Consider the following 26,371-nt stretch of genomic DNA (forward strand, 5'->3'; position numbering starts at 1 on the left):
ACTACCAACTACCAACTACCAACTACCAACTACCTCACTGATTCACAGCCACCTTATAATTAATCCCATAGGTCTTCGTCAAGTTATCATCATTAAAAATATCCATTACCGGTCCGGAGGCTATGCCTTTGACGTTCAGGAAGGTAACCCAATCGAAATACTCGGGAACTGTTTGTAGATCGTGATGAACAACAACCAACGTTTTCCCTGCATGGCGAAGTTCTTTTAGTATGTTGATAATGGCTTTCTCCGTTGTTGCATCTACACCTTGAAAAGGCTCGTCCATTAAATAGATTTTGGCATTTTGCACTAGGGCACGAGCCAAAAAAATACGCTGCTGCTGTCCTCCACTGAGCTGACTAATTTGCCGGCTCTTAAACTCCAACATACCTACTTTTTCCAAAGCTTCTAAGGATGCTTTTTTTTCCTTTTGTCCGGGACGCTTGATCCAGCCCAAGCTGCCGTAGGTTCCCATCATTACCACATCGAGGGCGGTGGTGGGAAAATCCCAGTCCACACTACCTTTTTGGGGTACGTAGGCCACCTTGTCCACTTGCTTCTTATAAGGCTCACCAAATACCTGTACAGTGCCCGCAATGGGTTTTATAATGCCCAAAATAGATTTGATCAAGGTAGATTTTCCTGCGCCATTTGGCCCTACGATGGCCATGAGTACCCCTTCAGGGATAACAAGGTCAATGTCCCACAAGACGGGCTTATAATCATAAGCTACCGTGAGGTCGTCTATTTGTATGGCTGGAATGGAGTTCATGGTATTTGGTTTCAGGTTCAATGTTTCAGGTTTAATGTTTCAGGTTCAAGGTTCAATGTTTAATGTTTCAGGTTTTCGGGCTAGACGGTCTTGGTGTTCAACTATTAAATTTTAAATTCGCATTACTCATTACTCATTACTCATTACTCATTACTCATTACTCATTACTCATTACTGACTACTGTAACTGCGAAGTGCAACTCTCTAGTAAAAGCACTACCCTCTAAAATCTACCCTCTACCCACTAACAACTACCCACTAGCGTAGCGCCTCCACAATCGTATCCACATTATACCTAAACATCCCCAAATAGGTTCTTTCTTTCGTACCGGCATTGCCCAAGGCATCGGAATACAAGGTGCCACCAATTTCTACTTTAAAACCTTTGGACAACACTGCTTGTTGCAAAGCTTCAATAGTACGTTTTGGTACACTGGTCTCTATGAAAATGGCTTTTACTTTTTTGTCGATAATCAATTTTGCCAAGTTTTGAACGTCTTGCACGCCCGCCTCGGTGGCGGTACTAAGGCCTTGTAGGCCAACGACTTCAAAATCATAGGCTTCTCCAAAATAATTGAAGGCATCGTGGGCCGTGACCAAAATTCGCTTCTCCTTTGGAAGCGTAGCGATTGTTTTTTTGATGTCCGTTTCCAAGGCATCCAACTGTTTCAGGTATGCAGTTTTATTTGCCTCAAAATAACTGGTGTTTTCTGGATTTAAGGCACTCAACTGTTCGGTCAAGTAATTGGTGAGTTGTTTCCAATACTCTATATTAAACCAAATATGCGGGTCAAAATTGGAAGCAAAATATTCCGAACCTATCAATTTTTCTTTGTCCAAGATTTCCGCTAGGGCAATGGTATTGGTGTTTCTGCCCATTTTTTTAAAAACATCCACCAATTTGCCTTCCAAGTGAAGTCCGCTGTAAAACACCACATCGGCATTTGAAAGTTTAGATACATCACCCTCGCTAGCTTTATATAAGTGTGGGTCTACACCACTGCCCATTAATCCTTGTACGTGTATGGAATCCCCGCCAATATTCCGTACCAAATCGGTAATCATAGTGGTAGTCGTTACCACCTTTAGTTTTCCGTTACGTATTTTATTTTTATCCTTACAACTACTACAAAGCGCAATTATGAATAATATGGTAAAGAGTTGTTTCATTTTGGTTTTTAGTACATGTGTTAAGCTTAAGTAGCTATGTTATCTATATAAATGTTATCTGTTGCAGTTTTCGATAATTGCACGTCTCTTTTAGCTACTCTTATGGTCATACTTTCATCGAATTGCTCAATATGTAGCACTTCGATTGGTGTATACAAGCCAATATTTTGTTTGTCCAAGAATTGTAAGAATGCTGAGGAATTATCGTTAAATCCTTTACAGATTCCTTTTTCGCCTAGCTTTAATTGTGATAATTTCTTTGTTGGTGACTTGGGTAGGTTTCCATTTTTATCCGGGATAGGATCGCCATGTGGATCGTATTGTGGTCTACCTAAAAAGGAATCCAATTCTTCCACCAATTTAGGGGATTTTATGTGCTCTAATTGTTCTGCTACTTCATGCACCTCATCCCAGTTAAAGTTTAATCGTTCTACCAAAAAATACTCCCATAGCCTATGTTTTCTAACAATAAGCAAGGCCTGTTTTCTTCCGGTTTTAGTTAATTGGACGCCGTAGTACTTTTGATAATCCACCAATTCCTTGTCGGAAAGCCTTTTTAACATCTCTGTAACCGAGGCTGCTTTGGTTTCTAGCTTATCTGAAAGCCTACTGGTAGAGATACCACCTTCTGTTTCTTCTTGAAGTTGAAATATCGCTTTTAAATAATTTTCTTCGGACTGCGTAAACATAATTTTTATATAAACCATAAAGATACATTTTATCTTTTAATAATAAATTATTAGGTTTGCCTAAATATTATATTTGAAAGTTTGAAAATAGAAAAGTGTATGGTGATGAGGTTGTTTTGCACACTGTTTTTAGGTTCATTTTTGATGCTTCATGCACAGGGCCCAACCGCAACAATTAGTGGAAACATAACTGCAAATGGGGAAGCAGTTCCGTTCAGTACTGTCTATGTTCAGCACATTGGAAAAGGTACAAGTGCCAATGGCTACGGTTTTTATGAATTGAAACTGCCATCAGGAAGGCATATTTTACAGGTAAGTTCACAAGGATATAGAAGTGAAGTAAAAGAGCTTACCATAGCTGATAATGAACAGGTCACATTGGATTTTGAGCTCGTAAAAGATGCCTTGGGATTAGACGAGGTGGTGATAAGTGCCACTAGAAACCGAGTGGAACGTAAAAATGCGCCTGTGGTGGTTTCTACTATAAAACCTAGGTTGCTTACGGCCACACAATCCCTTTCTATGGCAGACGGACTCAATTATGCACCGGGCGTTCGGGTAGAAAATAACTGTCAGAACTGTGGTTTTACCCAAGTACGGCTAAATGGATTAGCAGGCGGGTACACCCAAGTTTTATTAAATAGTAGGCCTGTATTTTCCTCCTTGCTAGGGGTGTACGGTTTGGAGCAGATCCCTACGAATATCATAGAACGGATAGAAGTGGTACGTAGCGGCGGTTCTGCCCTTTACGGTTCCAACGCTATAGCAGGAACACTAAATGTAATCACTAAAGACCCCATTCTAAATACCTGGGAAATTGGGTCCAACTTGGCTTTGGTCAACGGTGAGGCTGCTGACCGCGTGCTTACGTTTAATACATCAGTGGTAGCCGATGATTTGAATAGCGGAGTAACCCTCTTTGGAACCTACAGGAATCGTGAGGCTTGGGATGCCAATGATGATGGCTTTACGGAATTGGTAGAATTACGTAATAATACGGTAGGAGCAAAGGCATTTGTGAGACCAAATGACCGAAGTCGCTTATCCCTAAACTTAAACGCCATACGTGAGTATCGTAGAGGTGGAAATCGCTTAAACCTAGCACCACAATTTACCGATATCACCGAGGAACTAGATCATGACACCTTTATTGGCGGTATAGATTACGAAGTTAATAGTAAGGATAATACGAGTCGGTTTCAGGTCTATTCTTCTGCCTCCAACACCAATAGGGATAGTTATTATGGTGGACTTGGAGGCGGACGCACCAGACAGGATAGTGTGTTGGCGAACAATGCTTTCGGCAGCACCAGAGACCTCGCTTGGGTAAACGGAATACAGATTACAAAAGGATTTAAAAACAACGATGTGCTCACCGTGGGTGCGGAATTTAACCATACCGAAACCGAGGACCAGATTCCCGGATACAATCGGTTGATCGATCAAAGCGTAAATTCTTTGGGCGGTTATGCCCAATACGAATGGAAACCTACGGAGAAATTCACCCTAATGGCAGGAACCCGTGTGGATAACGTGCAGGTAGATGGCGATTATTCCATTGGAGGAATTGACCGTGGTGTAGACATTAATCAGACCGCATTTTCGCCAAGGTTAACAGTGTCCTACCAAGTTTTAGAAGACCTAAAATTTAGAGGTGGTTATGCAAGAGGGTTTCGGGCGCCACAGGCTTTTAATGAGGATTTGCATATTTCCAGCGTAGGGGGAGAACCTCAGTTCGTGATTCTGTCCGATGATTTGGATACGGAATATTCTAACGCCTACACGGGATCATTTAACTATTCGAAAAATATAAACCTGCTGCAATTGGATTTTCTACTAGAAGGTTTTTTCACCACTTTAGAAGACCCTTTTACCTTGGTAAGCACCGGTGCAGTATTGGAAAACGGTTCTATTCTTGAAGAGGTTCGCAATGGCGAGGGTGCAAAAGTATACGGCACTAATTTTGAGTTTGGGGTATCTCCTGACCCAAAATGGCAGTTTCAACTAGGCGGTACCTTGCAAAAGGCGCAATATGATGCACCACAGCTTTTGTACGAGACCGATGGAACCCTTGGTGAAACGGATATTCTTGTAGATGAATTTGTTAGAAATCCCAATTTTTATGGCTACTTGAATACTGCTTGGATTCCTAGCGAACTTTTTAATTTGGATATTACGGGAACATATACGGGCAGGATGACCGTTCCAAGAGTTATAAGCGATTCTGGTTTTTTACAATTGAACGATACCAATCCTTTTTTCGATTTGAACTTAAAGCTGGAATCCCATGTAGATTTTAATGAAAATTTTATGATGACCTTCACCTTGGGTGTAAAGAATATCTTTAATAGTTTTCAAGATGATTTTGATGTGGGTCCAACGCGGGATTCAGATTATGTCTACGGCCCGGGAGCGCCAAGGACTTTTTTCTTAGGTGTAAAAATTGGTAAGTTGCATTAATTATGCGGCAGTTTTACAGGCGAATAAATGAGTAAAGTAAGATATTAAAGGAAGTTTATACAAGTTTTAAGGAAAAAGAGATATTTAGCCTACCGCGGCCTCACCTTACTTTTGTGCCAAGCAAATTATAAACTTTTAAAAATAACACATGGAAACAGCACAAACAGCGCAGGAAGCGAGATTATTGGAAAACGCAAACGCCGTCTTGGCACTACTTGGAGAAGGTAAATTTATGGAGGCGATGAATGAATACCTTGCCGATGACGTAAAACTCTACGAGGGTAACAATCCCGCCAAGGAGGGGAAGGCCTTTTGCTTGGCAGAAGAACAGAAATTATTGGATACCGTAACGGCATTTCACGGCTATAAGGTACTAAGTGGTCCAGCGGTAAAGGGCGATACCACGTTTTATGAAGCTGTAATGGAGTTTAGAACAAACGATGGCACCGAGCATAAATTCGAGCAGGTGGTGCGCACGGTCTGGAAAGATGACAAGATCATTAACGAGCGCTATTACCACGCTTAAAAAATATCCTGACGGCCTAAGCACGTTTTAATAGTTGGCCAAACGAATTAAAGGTCACTATAAATTAAGAAAGAATGAATACAATTTTGTTTAAGTGAAAAGAGCCGCCCCGTTATGTAAAAGAACTGGTAATTCAAAAGCGATAATGGTCGGCGGCTCTTTATAGTCTAATTTTGGGCTTTATGCGTTCTAAAATAACTGTAGGTATGTACCATTGCAAACAAGGTCTTTCGTTGATGGCCTTTTTAGGCTTTGTCGTTGTATCTCAGGCCCAGGAAAGGGCCATCAATTGGTTAAACTTTGAACAACTGGAGGATTCCTTGGCCGTACAACCCAAAAAGGTATATATCGACTTCTATGCAGAATGGTGCGCCTATTGCAAAAAAATGGACCAAGCGGCCTACAGGGATCCAAAAATTATCCAAATCCTCAATACCGAATACTACCCTGTAAAAATGGATGCCGAGTCTACCGAGGTCATTGCCTTTCATGGTACAGTTTTTAACAACAGGCAGCTGGGTAAAAAAAGGAATCCCGTGCATGAAATTCCCCTAATGCTGGCCTCACGTGAGAACACCCCGTTTTCCTTGCCCGCCGTGGTGATTCTGGACGATTCCTTTCGGGTAAGGGAGCGGTATTTCGAGTATTTGTCACCTGAACAGATGCTAGAGATACTAGAGTAATCTGAAAAAATACCACGTAAGTAGACTATTGGATTGCATTAGTTAAGAGATGAATTGGTGGAGGTTTTATCTATTTGATACAATTGTTGGAATGAAAACGTGAATTATTGCTTTTTCGTGGACAACTATGCCATACTTAAATACTCCACTAAAAACCATTGCTCTATGCGCATTCGGTTGCTTCAACTCTAGCACTGTATATCCTTGTATAAAATGTGCTTTAAAGAATATCTAGCAATTGGCATACTATCCAAATTGTCGTAAATTCAAAGTCTAAATAAGTGGATAAAAGGATGAAGTATTCTAGGATAGTTTTCGTGTTGATGGTAGCATTTATAATGGCCTGTAATTCCAACGAAAAGAAAATACAAACGCAGAAAGCAATGGCTAGCGCAGCAATACCTAAGGTGGTCACAGCCGATATAGAGGAAGGTATCAAGGCTAATATTGCCAAAAAGGTAAAGGATGACGGTGGTTATTTTACCATGAATGCCGACGGAAAGGAGCTACGCCTGCAATTGGTTCGCGTACATACGGAATATCTTTCCAATTTAGGCCCTCGGCGACATTTTGCCTGCGTAGACCTGGCCGATGTGAGCGGTGATGTGTATGATGTGGATTTCTTTTTAGAGGGTGATCCAGGTGCCATGACCGTGACCGAAACCACATTGCACAAGCTCAATGGGAAACCGTTTTATACATGGAAACAACGTGAGGATAAAACATGGTACAAGTTTCCTGTTAAGGAGGCCACCAAGGATTTGTTGGGAGTAGTGGAAGGGGAGGATCGCTTTGAGTTCAGTTATGAGGTTACCTTACCAGAGATGGATAAAGCGACCCAAATGTGGATTCCTATGCCGCAATCCGATCGTTTTCAAACGGTTGAACTACTTTCCATGGATGCACCTGTTGCCCATGAAACCTTGGAAGACAAGTACAATAAAAATACCGTGCTGCACATGAACTTTTCTCCCGAGCATAGCGGTAAAAAAGTCAAGTTGGTCTATGATGTACAACGACGGGAAAAACAGGCCTATGAAGATGATACGTCACCAAACAATTACCTAGGTGCCAGCCTGCTCATGCCTATTGGCGACAGGTTCCAAATATTGTCCGATTCTATTATCGGTAACAAACGAAAAGAGGGCAATATCATGAAAGCCAGGGCTTTGTACGATTATATTATTGATAACATGCGCTATATGAAATCTGGCACTTATGGTACTGGAGATGCCGTATATGCCTGCGATGCACTTACGGGCAATTGCACGGAATTTCATTCCCTGTTTATTTCCTTGGCGCGCTCTGCGGGTATTCCTTCCCGATTCGCAGTTGGGGCTTCCATACCATCGGACCGGAATGAGGGTGGTATTTCTGGTTACCATTGCTGGGCGGAGTTTTATGCAGAAGGAAAATGGTGGCCTGTGGATATCAGTGAGGCCAATAAATATACTGCTTTGGCTACCTATTATTTTGGTCGGCATCCGGCGAACAGGATCGAGTTTACCCGAGGACGGGATTTGGTCTTGGAACCGGGACCTAGTTCCGGACCCATTAACTTCTTGGCCTATCCGGTAATGGAAGCAGGAGGAAAACCCTTGTTTCCCAAAACATTTTTTTCATTTGAGAGAATAAAAGAAAACGAAGATGTAAAGAATCAAGTCAGTTTGCGCTAACCTAAATGCTTGTAAATCTTCGTTTTTACTTTTCGCGTGCCTTTGAACACTTGAAATAAGGGGTGTTGCTTTCGAATGTTATCTAATTCCTTTCAAAGGTTTCAGTTAGCAGGCTTGGGATGGCCATCGGTATTAAGATTGACATAAGATAAAACAAACCTTTTAATTAATTTGGATGTTCATCTCCGCCTTCGGACTCCTTGTCCCCATTGGTTGGATGCTCATCGCCCCCGGTTGGGTGTTCGTCACCTCCTGTGGGATGCTCGTCACCTCCTGTTGGATGCTCCTCTTTGGCAGCGCCATCGTCAGAAGGATGCTCCTCGCTAGTTGGGTGTTCTTCTTGTTGCTCTGTGTTCTCTGCCTTTTTTTGTTCCCTGCACGATGTCAATGAGGTTGCAGCAATAAAGCTGAATACTGTTAGGAGCAGGAATACTCGCTTCAATTCTTTCATTCGGTTCATGGTACTTTGTTTTTTAAGGTTTAATAAAAGGAAACAATTTTGTTCCGCACCATGTAAATATAATAAAATTTGTTTCAGCACTTTGACGTATTCATCTGCACTTAATTAAAAGAATAGCAGGTATGTTGCTCGTTGATGATCAAACCGTTATGCAAGCTAATGGTGTTGAGATGGGTTTTGATCTTGGTATTTGGTAGTATACCCTTTGCAAATATTTTGAATTATCCCGATTTCGTTTAATTTATAAAACCTGACCCATTTTCAGCAGGCATATCGTTCTATTTCTATAAAAATGTATAATATTATAGCTTGATAGAAAAATGTGATCCCTTACATGAAAATTCTCCACACTTCAGATTGGCATATTGGCAAGCAACTACATAAATATGACCTTGCCGAGGACCTTAACCTGTTTTTTGATTGGTTGATATCTTATATGAAGACCGAAGCGGTTGATGTACTTTTGGTCTCGGGCGATGTCTTTGACCAGGCGAACCCCTCACAGGCTGCTTTTAAGCAGTATTATGATGTGTTAAGACGATTGGTACAACTGGACTGTAAAATCATTATCACGGGCGGTAACCATGATTCCCCCGCTGTGCTCAACGCGCCAAAGGAATTGTTGAAAGCCTTTGATATCACGGTAATCGGTGGTGCTCCGGAGCACATTTCGGAACTGTTTGTTGCGGTGGAAAAGAACGGGGAAAAGCTCGTGGTAGCCGCTGTACCCTTTCTTAAGGACCGCGATATTAGAAAGTCCGTAGCGGGTGAAACATACGCTACCAAAATTGAGCAGATCAAGGCCGGACTCCAAACCTACTTTTCAAACATCAATTTGTATTATCAAGAGAATCATTCGGATACTTTCTTTATCGTCATGGGGCATTTGTTCGTGCAGGGGAGTGCGGTATCGGAAAGTGAGCGCGATATCCAGATCGGGAATCAGGCAGGTGTTTCGGCCCACATGTTTCAGGGTGTTCCTAATTATGTGGCCTTGGGGCATATTCATAAACCACAGGCCGTTTCCGAAGAAGATTATATTCACTATTGCGGTTCACCGGTATCCTTAAGTTTTTCGGAAAAGGAAGATCAAAAGCAGGTGAATGTGCTAACCGTTAAAAATCAACATGTAGATAACATAACGATTGTCCCCATTCCAAAGCAACGGAACTTATTGGCCTTTGCCGGTACTTTGGAGGAGGTGCAACAACAGATACTTAGTTATGCCAAAGAAACTGCATTAATATCTCTAGTGGAAGTCATTGTAAACGAGGAAACCGAAAGCTTGGAACGGCGTCAAGCATTTGAAACCTTTGTCAACGAACAACCTAATCCGCGTTTACAGATCGTAAAATCCCGACTTACCTTTGCTAACAAGATACGTGGTGCCAGTGAAGCTTTTGCGGTAGGTACCGATGTAGCCGATGTGACACCAATGCAAATGTTCGAAAAGAAATTGGAACTGCAATCCGGGCTTCACAATACAGAGGAACTAAAAGCAGCTTTTAGGGATATTTTACAGGAACTTGATTTGTAGGGGAAAAAGTTGTTAGTTGGTAAAGGGTAGTTGTTAGTTTTTAGAGGGTAGCGGGTAGTTGGAAAAAGTTGAAATTCATAACGTTGTTTACCTACTTCTTTCTTTGTCTTTGCGAGGAGCGAACTAAAAATTATTTTGTAGCGCAAGGGTGAAGGCGACGTGGCAATCTGTTAAAATCAGTAGCAAGGGTTAAAAGATTGCCTTGTGCCTCGCGATGACGAGGAAAAAGTGTGCAGTTTTCAGTTGCAGTAGGCAGGTGAAAAGTAAGAAGTGAAGAAGTAAAAAGTAAAAAGTGAAGAGTCTCTTGAATGCTCTCTGCGAGGAGCGAAACGGGAATTGAAATAGCAGAACAAGAAATGAAAATCTTAAAAATAAGGTTCCAAAATATCCACTCCCTTAAAGGGGAACACGAAATAGATTTTGCCAACGGCATCTTGGCCGAGGCGGGATTATTTGCCATTACCGGGCCCACGGGTTCTGGAAAATCGACCTTATTGGATGTGATTACCTTGGCCTTGTACAACCGCATTGCCCGGGTAGATAAATCGGTCACCAATTCCGTTTTGGAAGATGATGGCGGTATCATGACCCGTAATATGTCCAGTTGCTATGCCGAGGTGGATTATGCCGTAAATGGAAAGACTTATCGCAGCCATTGGTCCATTGAACGCAATCGCAACCATAACTTGAACAGCAGGAAACAGGAATTGGTAGATGTCGTCACAGGCACCATTCTGGAAAGCGGTACCAAAACACCGGAAAAAAACCAAGAGATTATCCGTTTGAGCTACCAGCAGTTCGTCAAGGCCATGGTGTTATCGCAGGGCGAGTTCAGCAAACTGTTACAAGCACCACGCAGCGAACGCAATAAGCTGTTGGAGGATATAACGGGAGCAAAATCTTACCGAAATATTGGTAAGGCGGTTTTTCAACGCTATGCTGCGGTTAAAAAGCAGGTTGAGTTAAAGGAGGCAGGCTTGGAAATCATTACCGTGTTAACAGAGGATGAAAAAAAAGAAAAGCAGCAGGAGTTGGTTCGTTTGAAGACCGCTCAGCCCAAAGTGCAAAAAGCGTATGAACAGCAGCGTGAGCAAATAGAAGTGCGAAAGCAGCTTTTGGAGGCTCAAAAGACCCAAAAACATTTGGCTGAAAAGGGTCTTGAGCTTGATGGATTTTTTAAGGCTTTTGAGCCTGATGCTGCACGCTTAACAAAACACGAGCAGTTGACCAAATATGGCGACTCCTTACGCAGCTATGATACGATACAAAAGGAGATTCAAAAAATAGTAGGGGAACAAAAAAGCGTAAAAAAAACAAAGGAGGAGGAGGAGTTGCGGCTGACTACCCACTTAAAAGCGATATCCGATTTAATTGGGGAATCCCTTACCCAGGAAAATGCCAACACCAAATTGGAAACCTTTAGAGGGACTATCTCCCGACTACAAGCAGAAGAAAATTCAAAAAAAGATGCAGCCTTAGTGTACTTGAATCAATTAAAGGGATTGGTACAAAAATTACAACAGCTTGGATATGATTTGGAATCGCCAAAAACCCCAAATCAATTTGAAAAAGAGGTAGCCAATTTAGCTGCTGGCCTGAAAGAAACAATGATGGCTTCTGGAGTTGATTCAGTAAAAGAATTGGACCAACTATTGGAAACCCTGCGTAGCCAGAAGGAACAGGCACGAGTACTTTTGGAGAAGAAAACTGACCTCTTAAAATTAGAAGAACAGCTTTCCCATGCATCGGTTCAATTAAAATCGGAACAGGAAAAAGAGAAGGAGAATTCAGAAAGCTTAGTGAGACTCAACAAGGAAGTAGCTGTGCTGGATAGGGAAGTAAAAGCCCTACAAAAGACCTTGGAGCACCAGCGCAAACACCAAAGTTTGGAGGCACACCGATTGCAGTTGAGCGACAATGAACCTTGTCCACTTTGTGGTGCCATGGAGCATCCTTATGCCACAACGAAACCTCATTTTGATGCCAACGAGGAATTGTTACGAAATAAGGAATCGCTCTTGAACAGCAATGGAAAATTAATCATCAGTCTGGAAGAGAACAATAAGTTCAGGGGTGTAACGATACAACGGCTACTAACGGAAATCGACCAAAAAACAAAGGAGAAATCAAGCTTACGTTCAGAAGTAATCGGGTTATTGGAACGCTTAAAATGGAATCCGAAAGATGGGATGGAAGCTTTAGTAACGCAACAAGCGGCTTTAAGTCGGCGTGTTCAAGAATTAGCGAGCTCCAGACAGGCTTTTTCGGCAAAGGATATACTTGCCGAATTGCAAGAACCGCAACAAGCATGGCAAAAAACGTTAAGCGATTACGAGCGGATTAAGTCGGAGCGCACAAAACTATACGGAGGGTCCAATATTGATGCGGAATCCAATAGTTTAAGCACCAGATTAGCGCAAATATTGGCCTCGCAGAAAAGCTTGGAACAGCAGGCCGGGAAACTAAAGGCGCAATTAAAAGAGACCGAACAAGTGGTAAACGAGCATCGAGCGCAATTGGACACTATTCTTAAAAAGGAGGGTATTGAAACCTTGGAACTATTGCGTTTGGCCATCCTGCCCGAGGAAATTGCCGCAAAACATCGCAAACGAAAAAGTGAACTGGCCCTTTGGAAGGCGAAACTATCCGAAAAACAGACCGCGAATACCGCTATAGTGAACACACTGCAGGAAAAAGATGAAGCGGAACAATCCTTTGAGCAACTCATGTCAGTGTTCCATGAATCCAAGGAACAATGGGAGCGCCTTTCGGTGAATCTGGGTAAACTTTCGCAGGTATTGGAGAACGATGAAAAGACTCGGAAAATATTTAAAAACGAGCAAATGGCACTTGAACGGCTAAAAAAAGACCAACTGCTCTGGAAGACCATGAACGATCTTATCGGCGACGCCAACGGCAACAAATTTTCCAATTTTGTGCAAGATTTGACCTTGGAACAGCTTATTGGCTACGCCAACCGGCGTTTAGCGGAATTTACCGATCGCTATGTGTTGGACATCCCAACAGCAGACGAGGCGGAGAAAAGCGATACCCTGAAGATTCTGGACGCCTATATGGGCAATGCCCGCCGCTCCGTACGCACCCTGTCCGGTGGGGAAACCTTTTTGGTAAGTTTGGCCATGGCTTTTGCACTATCGGATATTGCTTCTAGAAACGTTAAAATAGAATCCCTTTTCATAGACGAGGGTTTTGGTACCCTAGATCCGGAAACGCTGGACCAAGCCATAACCATTCTAGAAAAAATGCAGAACGAGGGCGACCGCTCCGTTGGGGTCATTTCACACGTTGGTGCTTTAAAAGAAAGGATCACCTCTCAGATACAGTTAGAAAAAAGTAGTTTGGGACATTCTCGGATAAGGGTGGTGCAGTAGCTAAAGTGTAACAGGAATTTTAACCTAATTCTAAGAAAGTGGTTTGGCATTTTTGTAGGCAAACCTTTATTTTTAGACTTATTTTTTATTCATGACTTATGACGATTACCTACCGATATTTCTCTTCTAAAAATCAGGTTTTGTTCGTTTTAATTTTATGGTTCATTGTAGCTTCCTCCGCTTTGGCCCAAAACAAAGAACCAAACTATACGCCATTTATGTTTTCTTTGGATACCGTTGAGATTTCTGGGATAGTGGATAGTCCGGATATGGAAACGAAAACCATACTACAATTGCAACAACAGCTTAACGATAGTCTATTTCAAGGGGTCCGCTACTGGAATGCCGCTTATCCTTCCTACCGTTGGCATCAAATTATGGTTACCGCTGGAAACCGATCGGAATATCGTAAAAACGGTGGGCGTATGGCTATTCTTCATTTGGCGGTATATGATGCCTTGGCACAGGTATGGAAACTAAAACAGGATGCGGACACAAAGGCACCTTTTCAACAGAATAAGAAGATAAAAGCGGTTACGGAACCTAGTGGTGCCCCTGCCTTTATTTGTGAATGGAGTACTGCCGCGGCTGCCAGCCATGCGGTCATTGGCCATTATTTTCCGGACCAGAAAGCGTATTTGGACAGTCTGCTCGTGAATTTTAAGGAATCCCGATTACGCACCGGCCTGCAATATGAAGGTGATATAGAAATGGGTATGGCTATTGGCAGGGGTATTGCCCGGCAGTATATCGACTACTCCAAAACCGACCGCACCAATGCGGTTTGGACCGGCACTGTTCCTACGGACAAAAGCCTTTGGACCGCAACGCCAAGCAAATGGGATCCTATGAAAGCCCAATGGAAACCCTTTACCTTGGCTGTGGCCGATCAGTTCAGGCCCGGACCGCCGCCGAGCGATTGGACGGCCGAGATGGAAGAGCTAAGACAGTTCAATACCAAACACAAAAGCAGCGATATTGCATTTAAATGGAAAAGTGAACCTGTATGGGATAACTTGTTGGCACTTAAAATTTTGGAGTACGACTTAGACCCGTTCCAAGCGGCACGGGCCAACGCCTTATTTCACATGGCACGTTTTGACGCTACCATTGCCGCATGGGACGGCAAATACCATTACTGGGGTATTCGCCCATTTCAGTATGATCCTACGTTTAAGCCTATCTTGATAGAAACCCCTAATTTCCCGGGGTATCCTGCCGGGCATACCACAATTGCCGGAGCTTTGGCCATGGTGTTGTCCAAACTGTTTCCGCATGATGCCGCCCAATTTGAGGCCTTGGCCTGGGAATGTTCGGAATCCCGTTTTGAAGGCGGTGTACATTTTAGAACGGATAACGAGGTAGGATTAATAGTGGGCGAAAAAGTGGGTAGACATGTGTGGGATGCTTTTCAGAAGTGCACAAGCGTAAAATGACATTCCGTGATTCTCATTTAATGTATCATTCTGGGGGAAAATCCTTCGCCTTCAGGCGACGACTTTAGTAGCCCCCAGAATAGTTATTGGTTACTAGTTATTTGTTATTAGGTCGTAAAATTTGGGTTTTCGGTTCTTTAGTCGCCTATAGGCGAAATAAAACCCATTGGTCTTTAGCCGATGGTAGTTTAGTCTATCATACCAATTTAAGTTTTGAATGTCGTATTTAAAATTTGAATTATTTTTTTCTCAGTTTAGGAATGAAATCTAAGCATAGCATTAGCTATGGTTCTATTTTTTGACGACAAATGAGTAAAAAAGAAACTTGTTTTATGCGACATCTAGAATTTAAATTGGTATTAAAAGTTCATTTTTGATGATTTTATGGCCAAATACGCTCAAATTTTTCAAATACAATGACCATATCTTCCGTGGGCCTTTCTCCTTTTTCGGCCATTACACTGGAAAAAAAGTCCCAATGTGCCTTTTTCCATTTTTTAAGCGGTTCCACGTTGCTGCCCATATCCATAGCGGCACCCTCCTTGGATAGCTTATTAAAGGGAATGGTGTCAACCGCTGTAATTTTAATAATTGCCCTTGCCTTTCCTTCAAAATCGGTAACAATGTGCTTGGTACCTACGGTGGGCAGATCGGCATTGGCCTCTTTATACCAAGTATGGAGTCCGGAGGTCATGGCCGTTTTTTTTCCGTTGAGGGTCAATGTTGCCAGGCGATCCGCATCTTCTTTAGTGTTGTGAAAATACCAAGAATCCGGCAGCTCCTCCTTTTTGAATTCCAAATAGGACTCCGTAAAACTGTGCCACATAGCATGGACGGTAGGGTCAATTTCTTTGTCGCCAACTGTTTCTGTTTTAGGTTCGCTTTTGCAGGAACTGAGTATCAAAAGGAGTGTAAGTACTATGTGTTTCATTATACAAGGCTAAATTTATTATATGCTATTACAAAGTATTAATTTGCTTTGTGACAGATTTCTAAACGTTTCTTTTTGCAGGTGTTTTACAAGAGTTAGCTAAGGTTGTTTTTTCTACGCTTTAGGTTTTGTTTATATCCTTATTATGTGATAAGGATTATTTTCCGACCACACTAACATTGTCACATCTTATCCGTATAAGAACCAAACTTCTTTTTTCATGGGATGTAGAATGGTGATCCTGATTCACCTATGATTATTCTTTCCGTTTCATTAAAAAACTAATAATACCGCTCTTATGTGATTATCGAAATTTATTACCTGAATGTCAGTAGTACGACAATCCTGAACCGGAGTCAAAGTTAATGGTATTTTACCTTTGGTTGCCACCTTATAGGTTTTATGATTACGTATTAAACCTTTTGTATAAAACTGATATATATCATTGTTGCTTTTTTTATTTAAAGCTAGCTTTAAATAAAAAAGTATATGAATTTAACAAGCAAGATTTTGAATTGTGGTATCATTTTTTAAACTGATACAAGAGTGTTCCAGTTTGGTATTGTGATATTTTATTTTAATTGATTTGATTATGCAATGTGAATTCTTTAGAAAAGAACAAGTTAAACGGATATGATTAAAGACTTAAAACAGGCAGAATGCCTAGAACTGTTGGCCAATAATTATTTGGGACATTTAGGATTTATTGCCGGGCGCAGTCCGCACGTTACGCCCATAACCTATTTTTTTGATGCGGAGGAACGCTGTATCATCAGCTACTCGGCAAACGGACATAAAATAGATGCCATGCGTAGCTATGAGTTCGTGTCCCTACAGGTAGAAGAGGTAACATCCATTCAAGAATGGAAGTCTGTATTGATTCACTGCACGTTCGCGGAGGAAGCGGGTAGCACTGCCAAAAAGTATTTACACAAATTTACCACAGGAGTTAGGGATATCATTGAAAGAAAGACAGGCGAAAAACCAAAGTTCATTGAGGATTTTTCCAGTAAACTAAAGGGTAGGGAACTGCCTGTAGTTTATCGTTTGCACATTAAGGATATTTCAGGAAAATTCAGATGTACGGAAGGTAAAAAATAACGCTTATTCCAATCCTAACCCGTGGTTAACACCTTGTATTTGAAATAAGCGCTACACAATCTTAACTAATGTAATGTTACTGAGGCTGTGATATGCAATTAGGCCGTAGTTTTTCTACTATTTCCAATGATCGTAACAATGTGTTGACAATGATTCTAGACCCGTGCAATTGTACCGCCATACAGGTCGGTGATGGTTGTAATTGTTCCTCATCCGTTACAAACAGTTCCTCATAATACGAGATTCCCTCTAAAAGGTTGGAGGCAAAGGTTATCAGTTGTTTTCTTCGCTTCTCCGTGCGGTCCCTGTTGAACTCATCAATTTGTTCCTTATAGTACTCCAAATAAATCTGTAGCTCTTTTATGAACATATTAGGACGATTAATACGACTAATCACATTGGCTCTGCCGTACACATGGTCGATCATATCCTTCAGGGAGGTAATCTTGGAAAAGTACGCCATGTTTGGGCCTGGGCAAATAGAAACACCATCACCTTCTACCTTGGTGTCCAAATTATACGCCAGAAGCGCGGCGGTTCCCAATCCCACACAGGTACAGGATTTTTCGGTGATTTTGTTGTATTGGTATTCAAATTCCGATTTGGATAGCCCTTGGGCTTCCAATTGTTTTAGTTTTGCTGCTTGGTATTGTCTTGATGCGGTACACAATCCCTTTTCCTTAATATCCTTGTTCAAGGCTACAAACTTCTTTGGGCAGGGACTTCCGGGTTTCCCATCGGCAATGCGTTTGGCTTTTTCCTTATCCTTGGTATTTCCTTTTAAGCTATGAAAGGGAATTCCCAATGGGGAGGTATTGCTTAAGTACAAATCGTCCTCTTCTGCTTTAACAAGTTGGTCTAGGGTAGCCTTGTCTACAGTGGTGGCTTCTGGCACCAATAAAAAGGCAGAGCCCCAGCCAACGGAATCTACACTGTATTTTTCCATTAAAAAATCGTGCTCCTCCGAGGTTCCTACGCCTCCTTGGGCACTTAACAGTAAGGGTAGGGGACGCTTAGGTACATGGCGGTCCTTGTTTTTTAGGGCACCTGCCAAAACTTCAAAGACAGATTGCACCAGTTCTTCCCTGTTTTCCTTGAACTGCTGTAGAATAGGTCCCATTAGATACCCATCTGTGGCAAAGGCGTGACCACCACAGTTTAAGCCCGATTCTATCCTATACTCCGATACCCAAAGCCCTTTTTTTGCTAAAAATTTACCTTGAATCAGTGCAGACCGGTAATCGCTTACTTTTAGGACAATTTTCTTTTTTAGCTTCCCATTTGCATCCGGATAAAAGTCGTTAAACTGTTCCATGTAGGCGTAAAGTCTGGGATTCATACCTGCCGAAAGTACCACCGAGGATTCCAGCTTACTATTGGCAAAACCTCTAAGGGCTGCGTGGGCATCGTTGTACTCGGAGGATAATTTTACCTTTTTTACGTAGTTCTCCTTGTCCACTTTGGTCATAATATTTACGTCTATGCTCCCCATGGGCATGTGGTCTTTTACCCAAGTTGCGATCTCTTTCAAGTGAAAGGCCTCTTGCGTTCGTTGGTAAAATTCCTGTTTGAACGTAGAACTGTCCGGTAACATAGTAAAATAGCTTTTGATGTCGTTAGCCGTTTCGGTTGTGCTATGTTTGAATTCCTCAAATTTTGTCTGGGCGAGTCCGTTGACCATGTCCAAATATGAAGTAATGCGCTTGGCCCTAAAATCCTCCATTTTATCACTGATTTCCTGATAGGGCAGATCAAATTTACCGCAGTACATTTTACGGAGTTTTTCCAATAAAATATCATCGACCAAGGAAATAACGGAATCTATTCCCAAATGGGCGACTTTCAACGGGGAATCTATGGTAAAGCCAATGCCCATAACGGGTATGTGGAACGAATGTGCGTATGTCATAAAACTATTTTTCTGATTTTGTGGATGTACCTAAGGATAAAAATGAAACCTTTGTAAATCATACATGTAGCGAACAAAATTGAGGATTTCAGAGTAGTTAAAACATGATTTTTATCAGGTTTTGGACGAATCGGAATCCTTTTTTTCAAGACCGCCGCCAAGAAGTCAACCACTTTTATTTGCCTATATTGCGGAGCATAAATGATGTCCTTAAAACCACATATCATAACAGCTTTGGCCTATTTTTTTGTAGCCGCGTTTTTGGGGCTGGTGTTGCGCTTTTTTATGGTGTTGGAACTTCCCATAACCTACAAGTTTTTTGTACATGCCCACTCCCATATTGCCCTTTTGGGATGGGTATACTTGGCGCTTACCACCTTAATATATAAGTTGTTTATACAGCAAAAACGGCACGACAAGAACTACAGGGTTATTTTTTGGTGTACCCAAGTAACATTGGTGGGAATGCTGCTCAGTTTCCCTTTCCAGGGCTATGCCCTTTTTTCCATTATTTTTTCTACGGCTTTTTTGTTTGCTTCCTATGCCTTTTTTTGGATGTTCTTAAGAAAGACGGAACTTGGAGTACGACAAAAACAATCCTATCAAGTCATGAGAGCGGCGCTTTGGTACATGGTGTTGTCCAGCATAGGACCATGGGCCTTGGGCGGTATCATGAGTATTTTGGGGCCGGAGTCCGTCTGGTACCGCCTGGCCATATATTTTTACCTGCATTTTCAATATAATGGATGGATGATTCTGGCCTTAGTAGCCTTGTTTTTCTATGTTCTGGAACAGAAAGACATCCCAGTAGCTCCCAAATTCTTCAAACGCTTTTTTTGGTTGTTGAATTGGGGTATCGTGGCCTCTTTTTTCCTTTCCACCTTATTTGCGGAGCCACACCTTCTTTTCTATGGTATAGGTGGTTTTGGTGCCCTACTGCAGCTGCTTGCGTTTATTTTGCTTTGGATAGAGTTGGGTGCCCTAAAAAACGGGGGTCGGCATAATTTTAAGCCTATGGAGCTTCTTCTGTTCCGGATCACGATCTTCTGTATTATGATTAAGATGTTGATGCAGTTGGTATCCGCCCTACCGTATGTCGCCCGTATCGCTTCGACCTATCTCGATTTTGTTATCGGGTATTTACATTGGACTTTTTTAGGGGTGCTTACGTTCGGTATTTTTTTCTTTCTTCATTTCTTCAGGTTTATCGTTCTTAAAAAATGGGTTGTTTTAGGCTATCTTCTGGGATTTTTTGCTACCGAGGTCTTACTTTTTTATAGGGCGATGGCAGGTTGGCAGGGGCGAGCTATTATCAACGGATATCCCAAGGTTTTGGCCACTGCCAGTATGTTCATAGTTTTGGCGCTAGGTGTAATTTTTTTCGCATCTATCCTTACTGCCAAATCAGATGAAAAAGGAAAAGCTATGGAGTAAAATTCAAGGGTTTAGGTACATAGGCAAGAGAACCCCATTTAATTACTCACCGCGGTATGCCCGTTGCACCTTTGCATGAGGCGCCTTTAAACCCATGGTTCTTTAGCACAAGGTACTTTGGATGTGTTCCATTGGGAGTTGTAATCGGCCATAGATAGGTTTTCCGTTGATGTCTTCTTTACAAGTCTTGCGGGTTCTGATACCGATTCATTTCACTTGACATAGTTTTAAGGCCAAGAGTGATATTTATCATATTTAGCCATTCAATAGTACTGTAATTTTACCTTATTAATTTTAAAATCGATAAGATGAAAAAGCGAGTCCCCGTTACCGAAATAATGACGAAAAATGTACTGACCTTAAGTACTCAGGATAATTTAGAAGCCGCGGAAGAGCTGTTTAAAAAACATAAAATTAGACACGTTCCCGTTACCGCAGGAAAAAAAATATTGGGTATGCTAAGCTATACCGATCTAATGCGCATTAGTTTTGCCGATGCCATTGGCGATGATGAGTATGATGTGGATACTACGGTCTATAATTTATTCACCATTGAGCAGGTAATGGCCAAGGAAGTGGTTTCCGTTGCGCCGAGCACCACCATACAGGAAGTGGCCGAGTTTTTGGCCAAAAAAGAGTTCCATGCCCTTCCGGTGGTGGATAATGATGAGTTGGTGGGCATTGTTACCACTACGGATTTGATCAAGTATTTACTGGCGCAGTATTAGGGATTCCTCGTGCCTCGGAATGACAGCTCCAACGTTTTGTCCTTACGACGATAGGAGGGAACTCGCGTACTGCTGGGTAGGGATTCCTCGTGCCTCGGAATGACAGCGCCAATGTTTTGTCCTTCCGACGATAGGAGGAAACCCACGTACTGATTGGGTAGGGATTCCTCGTGCCTCGGAATGACAGCGCCAATGTTTTGTCCTTCCGACGATAGGAGGAAACCCACGTACTGATTGGGAAGGGGATTCCTCGTGCCTCGGAATGACAGCTCCAACGCTTTGTCCTTCCGACGATAGGAGGAAACCCACGTACTGATTGGGAAGGGGATTCCTCGTGCCTCGGAATGACAGGACAGGGTGGGGAATGACAGCTCCAACGTTTTGTCCTTCCGACGATAGGAGGAAACTTGCGTACTGCTGGGTAGGGATTCCTCGTGCCTCGGAATGACAGGACAGGGTGGGGAATGACAACTTCAACGTTTTGTCCTTCCGACGATAGGAGGAAACTTGTGTACTGCTGGGTAGGGATTCCTCGTGCCTCGGAATGACAGGACAGGGTGGGGAATGACAGCTCCAACGCTTTGTCCTTCCGACGATAGGAGGAAACCCACGTACTGATTGGGTAAGGGATTCCTTGTGCCTTGTTATGAACTATGCGGGAACGATGATAACAAACAGAAGAGCCAACATTCTCAAGGTAGCACTCCTTAAAATCCCCTACTACTTTGGTATAGGTAGGGGATAAGTCCAGCGAATCGTTCATGGTCTTTTGTAGCTCCATGAGTTCTTTGAATAGGTTGTTCACTTTTTCTTTGTGCTTCGGCAGGGTGGCCAAATCGGTTAGTTCATTTGGGTCGGTTTTCATATCGAACAGTAATACCTTGTCAATTTTTGGGTACACTATCAATTTATAATCCTCCTGTCTGATCATCCGCTGAAGGTTCATATACGCACCATAGACATTCTTATAATGTCCTTTTGTATTATCCCCGGACACCACATCCATGAAACTGTTGAATTGCAAATAAACCGGCTTTTCGGCCCCTGCCAATTCCAAGCTTGTGGCCATAATATCCTGTAAATACACATCTTGGGGTAGTTGTTGGTTGGCAGGAACATCCGGTCCCATGACGATCAAGGGAACGCGAACACTATGGTCAAATAGGCTTTGTTTGCCCAGTAGGCCATGGTGTCCTACGGAAAGTCCGTGGTCGGATGCAAAGAAGATATAGGTATTGTCCATTTTGCCAGCATCTTCCAAGGCATCTAGTATCGATCCAATCTGTTCATCTAAATGAGAAATTAGGGCATAATATTCCTGACGGTGCTTTTTTATGGCGTATTCCGTTCGGGGGTAGGGAGCCAGCGCTTCGTCCCTTAAGGTGGCTTGGTTCCCAATGGCGTCCTTAAAAGGGTATTCCGGCAAAAAACTGTCCGGTACTTTTATGGAATCTACAGGGTACATATCCAAAAATCGCTGCGGTGCCTGCCGTGGGTCGTGCGGCGCATTGAAGGCCAAATACATAAAGAATGGATTTTCCTTGGTTTTGGAACGGTCTATAAAATCAAGGGCATCGTTACGAACAACCTCGCTCCAATGCGTGCCACCTTCCCAAAATCCGCCTTGTAGGCTATCCGTAGGCAGCCATTCGGTATCGTTTTCATCCCTTGGGCGGGCGTATTCCATGGGCAGATAGTCGTTCCAATATGTCATATCACCAGATTCCGTCTCCCATTTTTTGAAGACGGCGGAAAGTTCTCCCCGTCTATCCGGGGGCATACCGGGTCTAATATGTTTGGTCTCCGAAAAGATAACATCTGCTGGGGCCTGTACATGCCATTTTCCTGTCATGTAGGTATCGTAGCCCTCTTTTTCCATTAGTTTGGGCCACGTTTCCTGTAGTGCCATACTATCCTTGGCACTCCATAACCGTTCTTTTTCCTTTGCATTCCACAGAAAGGAACCGGATATGATCATGGAACGGGACGCTACACAGATGGCACCATGCCAACCGCCCATGTTGTACGCATGAGTAAAGCTGGTGCCGGCCTTTGCCATACGGTCCAGATTTGGCGTATATATCTCTTCGTTTCCTAGTGCATGTATCGATGCAAAAGTCTGATCGTCCGTATACAGGAAGACGATGTTCGGTTTATGGATGTCTTTTGCTTGCTGCGCCGTTTTGCTTTCTTGGCAAGAAGCAATGCTAAAAGCAATGCTGACCATGAAGAGGATTTGTTTTAGAGGATAGTACATTGAGACGGTATGTGTTGAAAATTTCGTAGTTACAGGTCTGTAAAATAACTATATTTTTTGATGATATTTTATCTTCATAAATATGGTGCGTATAAAAACGCAGTGCTTTTCAAGTTGATGCTCATGTCCATATCGGGCAATAGCTTATCTTGCATGTAGAATGAATAATTTTTTTTTTTCTTTTAGGATAGTAACTAAATCGTAACCTTGTAACCATGTTTTTAAAATGATGCAGGAATTAAGTCAGCACTACGGCCATATTTTTGATGCCGAACTTTTAAACGAAATCGATGCCTGTGCGGTGCTTAAGGAAGTGCCGGAAGGGGGAAAGCTCATGGAAATCGGCGACTACATTAAATCCATGCCCTTATTGATTTCCGGAGTGGTTAAAATACTGAGGGAAGATGATAATGGCGATGAACTTTTGTTGTATTTCCTGGAAAATGGCGATACCTGTGCCATGACCCTGAATTGCTGTATGACCCAGACCCAAAGTGAAATTAGGGCCATTGCGGAAACGGATACAAAACTCGTTATGATTCCCATTCAAAAAATGGAGGAATGGATGGCCAAATACCAGCGTTGGAGGAATTTTGTGCTCGAAAGTTACAACAACAGGCTAAACGAGCTTTTGGAAACCTTGGACAGTATTGCGTTCCTGAATATGGACCAGCGCTTGTTAAAGTACTTAAAGGATAAGGCCAGGGTTACGAACAGTACCACCATCAACAACACCCATCAAGAAATAGCATACGAGTTACATACAAGTCGTGTGGTCGTTTCCCGCTTGCTCAAAAAGCTGGAGAACATGCACAAAATCAAACTGAACCGCAACCATATCCAAATTTTGGATTTGAAGTACGGAATCAAATTCTAGTTCAAATACAAACTCGAGTTCAAGTTCGAACTTAAACTTATTCATAGTCTCAACGGATTGTCGCGTTGCGACAATCCGCATCCATTCTTTTAACATGATGGCCGCTCCTCGGAATGAACGGTATTTTCAAGTTCAGGTGTCAAGTTCAAATTCAAAAGCAAATAGTAAAACTATAAGCCGAAGGAATAGGCTTCAAAAATAAACTCAAATGTAAGCGCAAGCCTTTCCGCAATAGGGTGCTACAATGCTATCCTAGTTTTGCACTGCCCGTTTGGCGTTTGTTATACCAATTTAAGTTTTGAATGTCGTATTGAAAATTTGAATTATTTTTTTCTCAGTTTAGGAATGAAATCTAAACATGCATTGGCTATGGTTCTATTTTATGACGACAAATCAGTAAAAAAGAAACTTGTTTTATGCGACATCTAGAATTTAAATCGGTAATAGTTGTTTTTTGACGTCTTCTCGAGGAGGAACAAAGCCGCGATCAGTTACGTCATCACCAAGATCAGCTATGATATTATTTACGGCTTTATACGTAGCAATACTCTACTACATTGCTTTCACCTTGGTTCCGTTCCGCCCAAATTCGAATACTGTAAGCAAGCGTTAATTTCCGCTAAACCTATAAACCTTCCTAGAGCTTTGAACCTTGAACCTTGAACCTTGAACTTTCAACCTGAAACCTTGAACCTGAAACCTTGAACCTGAAACCTTGAACCTGAAACTTTGAGCCAACTTAATCCTGGCCTGACAAATATCATTTCTCTTTTCAATTCAAATAAGAACCTTTGTAACCAAAGTTACTGTGGGGGTGTCCTTGCAGTTGTAATTTTACATCATACGTCGTAAACACATTAAAAAATGAAACTAGAACAGATTTATACGGGATGCTTGGCACACGCCGCCTACTACTTGGAAAGCAAGGGCGAAGCGGCCATTTTTGATCCCTTAAGAGAAGTTGGCCCCTACATAGAAAGGGCGAAAAAGGACAATGCAAAGGTTAAGTATGTTTTTGAGACCCATTTTCATGCCGATTTTGTGAGCGGACATCTGGACCTCCGGAAAAAAACCGGCGCTCAAATTGTTTTTGGTCCAACGGCAAAACCGGGTTATGATGCGTTGATCGCCGAGGACGGACAAGTTTTTGAAGTAGGTGATTATAAGGTAAAAGTGATACATACACCGGGCCATACCATGGAAAGCACCACCTATTTGGTTATCGACGAGCATGGAAAAGAACATGGTATCATTACAGGAGATACCCTATTTATTGGTGATGTGGGAAGACCGGATCTGGCACAACACGTTGTTGCCGATCTAACCGAGGAGAAATTGGCCGGGCATTTGTTCGATTCCCTTCGAAACAAAATCATGCCCCTAAGCGATGATCTGATCGTATATCCAAACCATGGTGCTGGTTCTGCCTGTGGTAAGATGATGAGCAAGGAAACCACCGATACCTTGGGCAATCAGAAAAAAACAAACTACGCCCTGCGAGCCGATATGACCAAAGCCGAGTTCATCAAAGAACTATTGACAGGTCTTACGGCACCACCAAGCTACTTTCCGCAAAATGTTTTAATGAACATTAAAGGATATGATAGTTTGGATACGGTATTGGATCGCGGTAAGATTCCACTTTCACCAGAGGCTTTTGAGGCCGCGGCCAACGAAACGGGAGCCTTACTTTTAGATACGAGAAACGCAGCCGATTTTGCCAAGGGTTTTATTCCCAACAGCGTTAATATTGGTCTGGACGGTAGTTTTGCCCAGTGGGTAGGGGAGATGATTCCCGATGTAAAGCAGCAAATTCTCTTGATAACGTACCCGGATAAACAGGAGGAAGCCATGACAAGACTTTCGCGTGTGGGATACGATCATACAATCGGATATTTAGAGGGAGGTTTTGAAAATTGGAAAAAATCTGGGAGTGATTATGAAATCGTGGGTCGTCTTTCCGCTACTGAATTTGAATCGATCTATAAGGCGTCCAAGCCTTTGGTGTTCGATGTTAGAAAGAAAAGTGAGTATGACTCCGAGCATATTATCGGTGCAATCAATGTACCCTTGAACGAAATAAATGAGCATTTATCCCAGTTTCCTAAAGAAAAATTTTTTGTACTACACTGCGCAGGGGGCTATCGTAGTATGATCGCGGCCTCTATTTTAAAACAACGCGGCTGGGAAGATGTAGTGGATGTAGAAGGTGGTTTCGAAGAGATGAAAAATACATCCATAGAAAAATCGGACTACGTATGCCCTACAACGATGCTATAATTCGGTTTCATGTTCAAGGTAAAAATTGAATCTAAAGCCAACTTGATGCCTCA

19 protein-coding genes are annotated in these 26,371 nt (G+C 42.4%); 12 read left to right on the top strand and 7 right to left on the bottom strand.

All coding sequences use genetic code 11. The features are described 5' to 3' along the window. Positions 1-34: 34 nt before the first annotated feature. The 3 genes from ACFQZJ_RS07295 to ACFQZJ_RS07305 all read right to left on the bottom strand — a co-directional run bounded on the left by ACFQZJ_RS07295 (position 35) and on the right by ACFQZJ_RS07305 (position 2,649). Positions 35-772: a metal ABC transporter ATP-binding protein gene (locus ACFQZJ_RS07295; protein ID WP_379933459.1), complete on the bottom strand. Its 738-nt coding sequence runs from the start codon at positions 770-772 to the stop codon at positions 35-37. A 258-nt stretch (positions 773-1,030) separates the two neighbouring features. Continuing rightward, positions 1,031-1,942, bottom strand: a complete 912-nt coding sequence (locus ACFQZJ_RS07300; RefSeq protein WP_379933461.1) for a metal ABC transporter solute-binding protein, Zn/Mn family — start codon at positions 1,940-1,942, stop codon at positions 1,031-1,033. Between the two features lie 26 nt (positions 1,943-1,968). Then, positions 1,969-2,649, bottom strand: coding sequence for a metal-dependent transcriptional regulator (locus ACFQZJ_RS07305; RefSeq protein ID WP_379933463.1), 681 nt, complete (start codon positions 2,647-2,649; stop codon positions 1,969-1,971). 126 nt (positions 2,650-2,775) lie between these two features. Here ACFQZJ_RS07305 and ACFQZJ_RS07310 point away from each other — a divergent pair, with 126 nt between their 5' ends. From ACFQZJ_RS07310 to ACFQZJ_RS07325, 4 genes are all read left to right on the top strand, one after another. Continuing rightward, complete coding sequence (locus ACFQZJ_RS07310; protein WP_379933464.1) at positions 2,776-5,091, top strand: TonB-dependent receptor; 2,316 nt, start codon at positions 2,776-2,778, stop codon at positions 5,089-5,091. A 148-nt stretch (positions 5,092-5,239) separates the two neighbouring features. Continuing rightward, entirely contained in the window at positions 5,240-5,617 is a 378-nt protein-coding gene (locus tag ACFQZJ_RS07315) for a hypothetical protein (RefSeq protein ID WP_379933466.1), read from the top strand. A gap of 206 nt (positions 5,618-5,823) precedes the next feature. After that, positions 5,824-6,300, top strand: coding sequence for a thioredoxin family protein (locus ACFQZJ_RS07320; protein ID WP_379933468.1), 477 nt, complete (start codon positions 5,824-5,826; stop codon positions 6,298-6,300). Positions 6,301-6,593: 293 nt separating this feature from the next. Beyond that, positions 6,594-7,976, top strand: a complete 1,383-nt coding sequence (locus tag ACFQZJ_RS07325) for a transglutaminase-like domain-containing protein (protein WP_379933470.1) — start codon at positions 6,594-6,596, stop codon at positions 7,974-7,976. A gap of 166 nt (positions 7,977-8,142) precedes the next feature. Here the strand turns inward: ACFQZJ_RS07325 and ACFQZJ_RS07330 are convergent, their stop codons facing one another. Continuing rightward, positions 8,143-8,436, bottom strand: a complete 294-nt coding sequence (locus ACFQZJ_RS07330) for a hypothetical protein (RefSeq protein ID WP_379933472.1) — start codon at positions 8,434-8,436, stop codon at positions 8,143-8,145. A 334-nt stretch (positions 8,437-8,770) separates the two neighbouring features. Between ACFQZJ_RS07330 and ACFQZJ_RS07335 the strand changes: the two genes are divergently transcribed. From ACFQZJ_RS07335 to ACFQZJ_RS07345, 3 genes are all read left to right on the top strand, one after another. Beyond that, positions 8,771-9,973: an exonuclease SbcCD subunit D gene (locus ACFQZJ_RS07335; RefSeq protein WP_379933473.1), complete on the top strand. Its 1,203-nt coding sequence runs from the start codon at positions 8,771-8,773 to the stop codon at positions 9,971-9,973. Positions 9,974-10,281: 308 nt separating this feature from the next. Next, a complete protein-coding gene (locus ACFQZJ_RS07340; RefSeq protein WP_379933475.1) occupies positions 10,282-13,365 on the top strand; it encodes an SbcC/MukB-like Walker B domain-containing protein in 3,084 nt (1,027 codons plus the stop codon). Positions 13,366-13,505: 140 nt separating this feature from the next. Next, positions 13,506-14,801 carry a vanadium-dependent haloperoxidase gene (locus ACFQZJ_RS07345; RefSeq protein ID WP_379933476.1) on the top strand — a complete coding sequence of 432 codons (1,296 nt, stop codon included), beginning with the start codon at positions 13,506-13,508 and terminating at the stop codon, positions 14,799-14,801. A gap of 382 nt (positions 14,802-15,183) precedes the next feature. Here ACFQZJ_RS07345 and ACFQZJ_RS07350 read toward each other — a convergent pair whose 3' ends face one another. Beyond that, positions 15,184-15,732, bottom strand: a complete 549-nt coding sequence (locus tag ACFQZJ_RS07350) for an ASCH domain-containing protein (protein ID WP_379933478.1) — start codon at positions 15,730-15,732, stop codon at positions 15,184-15,186. A gap of 633 nt (positions 15,733-16,365) precedes the next feature. Here ACFQZJ_RS07350 and ACFQZJ_RS07355 point away from each other — a divergent pair. Next, the gene (locus tag ACFQZJ_RS07355; RefSeq protein WP_379933479.1) at positions 16,366-16,833 is read left to right on the top strand and encodes a pyridoxamine 5'-phosphate oxidase family protein; all 468 of its coding nucleotides are present in this window, start codon (positions 16,366-16,368) and stop codon (positions 16,831-16,833) included. Between the two features lie 76 nt (positions 16,834-16,909). Here the strand turns inward: ACFQZJ_RS07355 and ACFQZJ_RS07360 are convergent, their stop codons facing one another. Beyond that, positions 16,910-18,742: a hypothetical protein gene (locus ACFQZJ_RS07360; protein WP_379933481.1), complete on the bottom strand. Its 1,833-nt coding sequence runs from the start codon at positions 18,740-18,742 to the stop codon at positions 16,910-16,912. Between the two features lie 201 nt (positions 18,743-18,943). Here ACFQZJ_RS07360 and ACFQZJ_RS07365 point away from each other — a divergent pair, with 201 nt between their 5' ends. Both ACFQZJ_RS07365 and ACFQZJ_RS07370 read left to right on the top strand, forming a co-directional pair. Then, the gene (locus ACFQZJ_RS07365) at positions 18,944-20,176 is read left to right on the top strand and encodes a hypothetical protein (protein WP_379933482.1); all 1,233 of its coding nucleotides are present in this window, start codon (positions 18,944-18,946) and stop codon (positions 20,174-20,176) included. Positions 20,177-20,484: 308 nt separating this feature from the next. After that, a complete protein-coding gene (locus ACFQZJ_RS07370; RefSeq protein WP_379933483.1) occupies positions 20,485-20,904 on the top strand; it encodes a CBS domain-containing protein in 420 nt (139 codons plus the stop codon). Here ACFQZJ_RS07370 and ACFQZJ_RS07375 read toward each other — a convergent pair. Then, a complete protein-coding gene (locus ACFQZJ_RS07375; RefSeq protein WP_379933485.1) occupies positions 20,879-23,161 on the bottom strand; it encodes a sulfatase-like hydrolase/transferase in 2,283 nt (760 codons plus the stop codon). The two genes, ACFQZJ_RS07370 and ACFQZJ_RS07375, sit on opposite strands and share 26 nt — an antisense overlap. Positions 23,162-23,387: 226 nt before the next feature. Between ACFQZJ_RS07375 and ACFQZJ_RS07380 the strand changes: the two genes are divergently transcribed. Both ACFQZJ_RS07380 and ACFQZJ_RS07385 read left to right on the top strand, forming a co-directional pair. Further along, a complete protein-coding gene (locus ACFQZJ_RS07380) occupies positions 23,388-24,038 on the top strand; it encodes a Crp/Fnr family transcriptional regulator (RefSeq protein WP_379933487.1) in 651 nt (216 codons plus the stop codon). A gap of 864 nt (positions 24,039-24,902) precedes the next feature. Further along, the gene (locus ACFQZJ_RS07385; RefSeq protein ID WP_379933489.1) at positions 24,903-26,318 is read left to right on the top strand and encodes an MBL fold metallo-hydrolase; all 1,416 of its coding nucleotides are present in this window, start codon (positions 24,903-24,905) and stop codon (positions 26,316-26,318) included. Positions 26,319-26,371 lie beyond the last annotated feature (53 nt).

Source organism: Maribacter chungangensis (assembly GCF_042676845.1).
GTDB classification, from domain to species: domain Bacteria; phylum Bacteroidota; class Bacteroidia; order Flavobacteriales; family Flavobacteriaceae; genus Maribacter; species Maribacter chungangensis.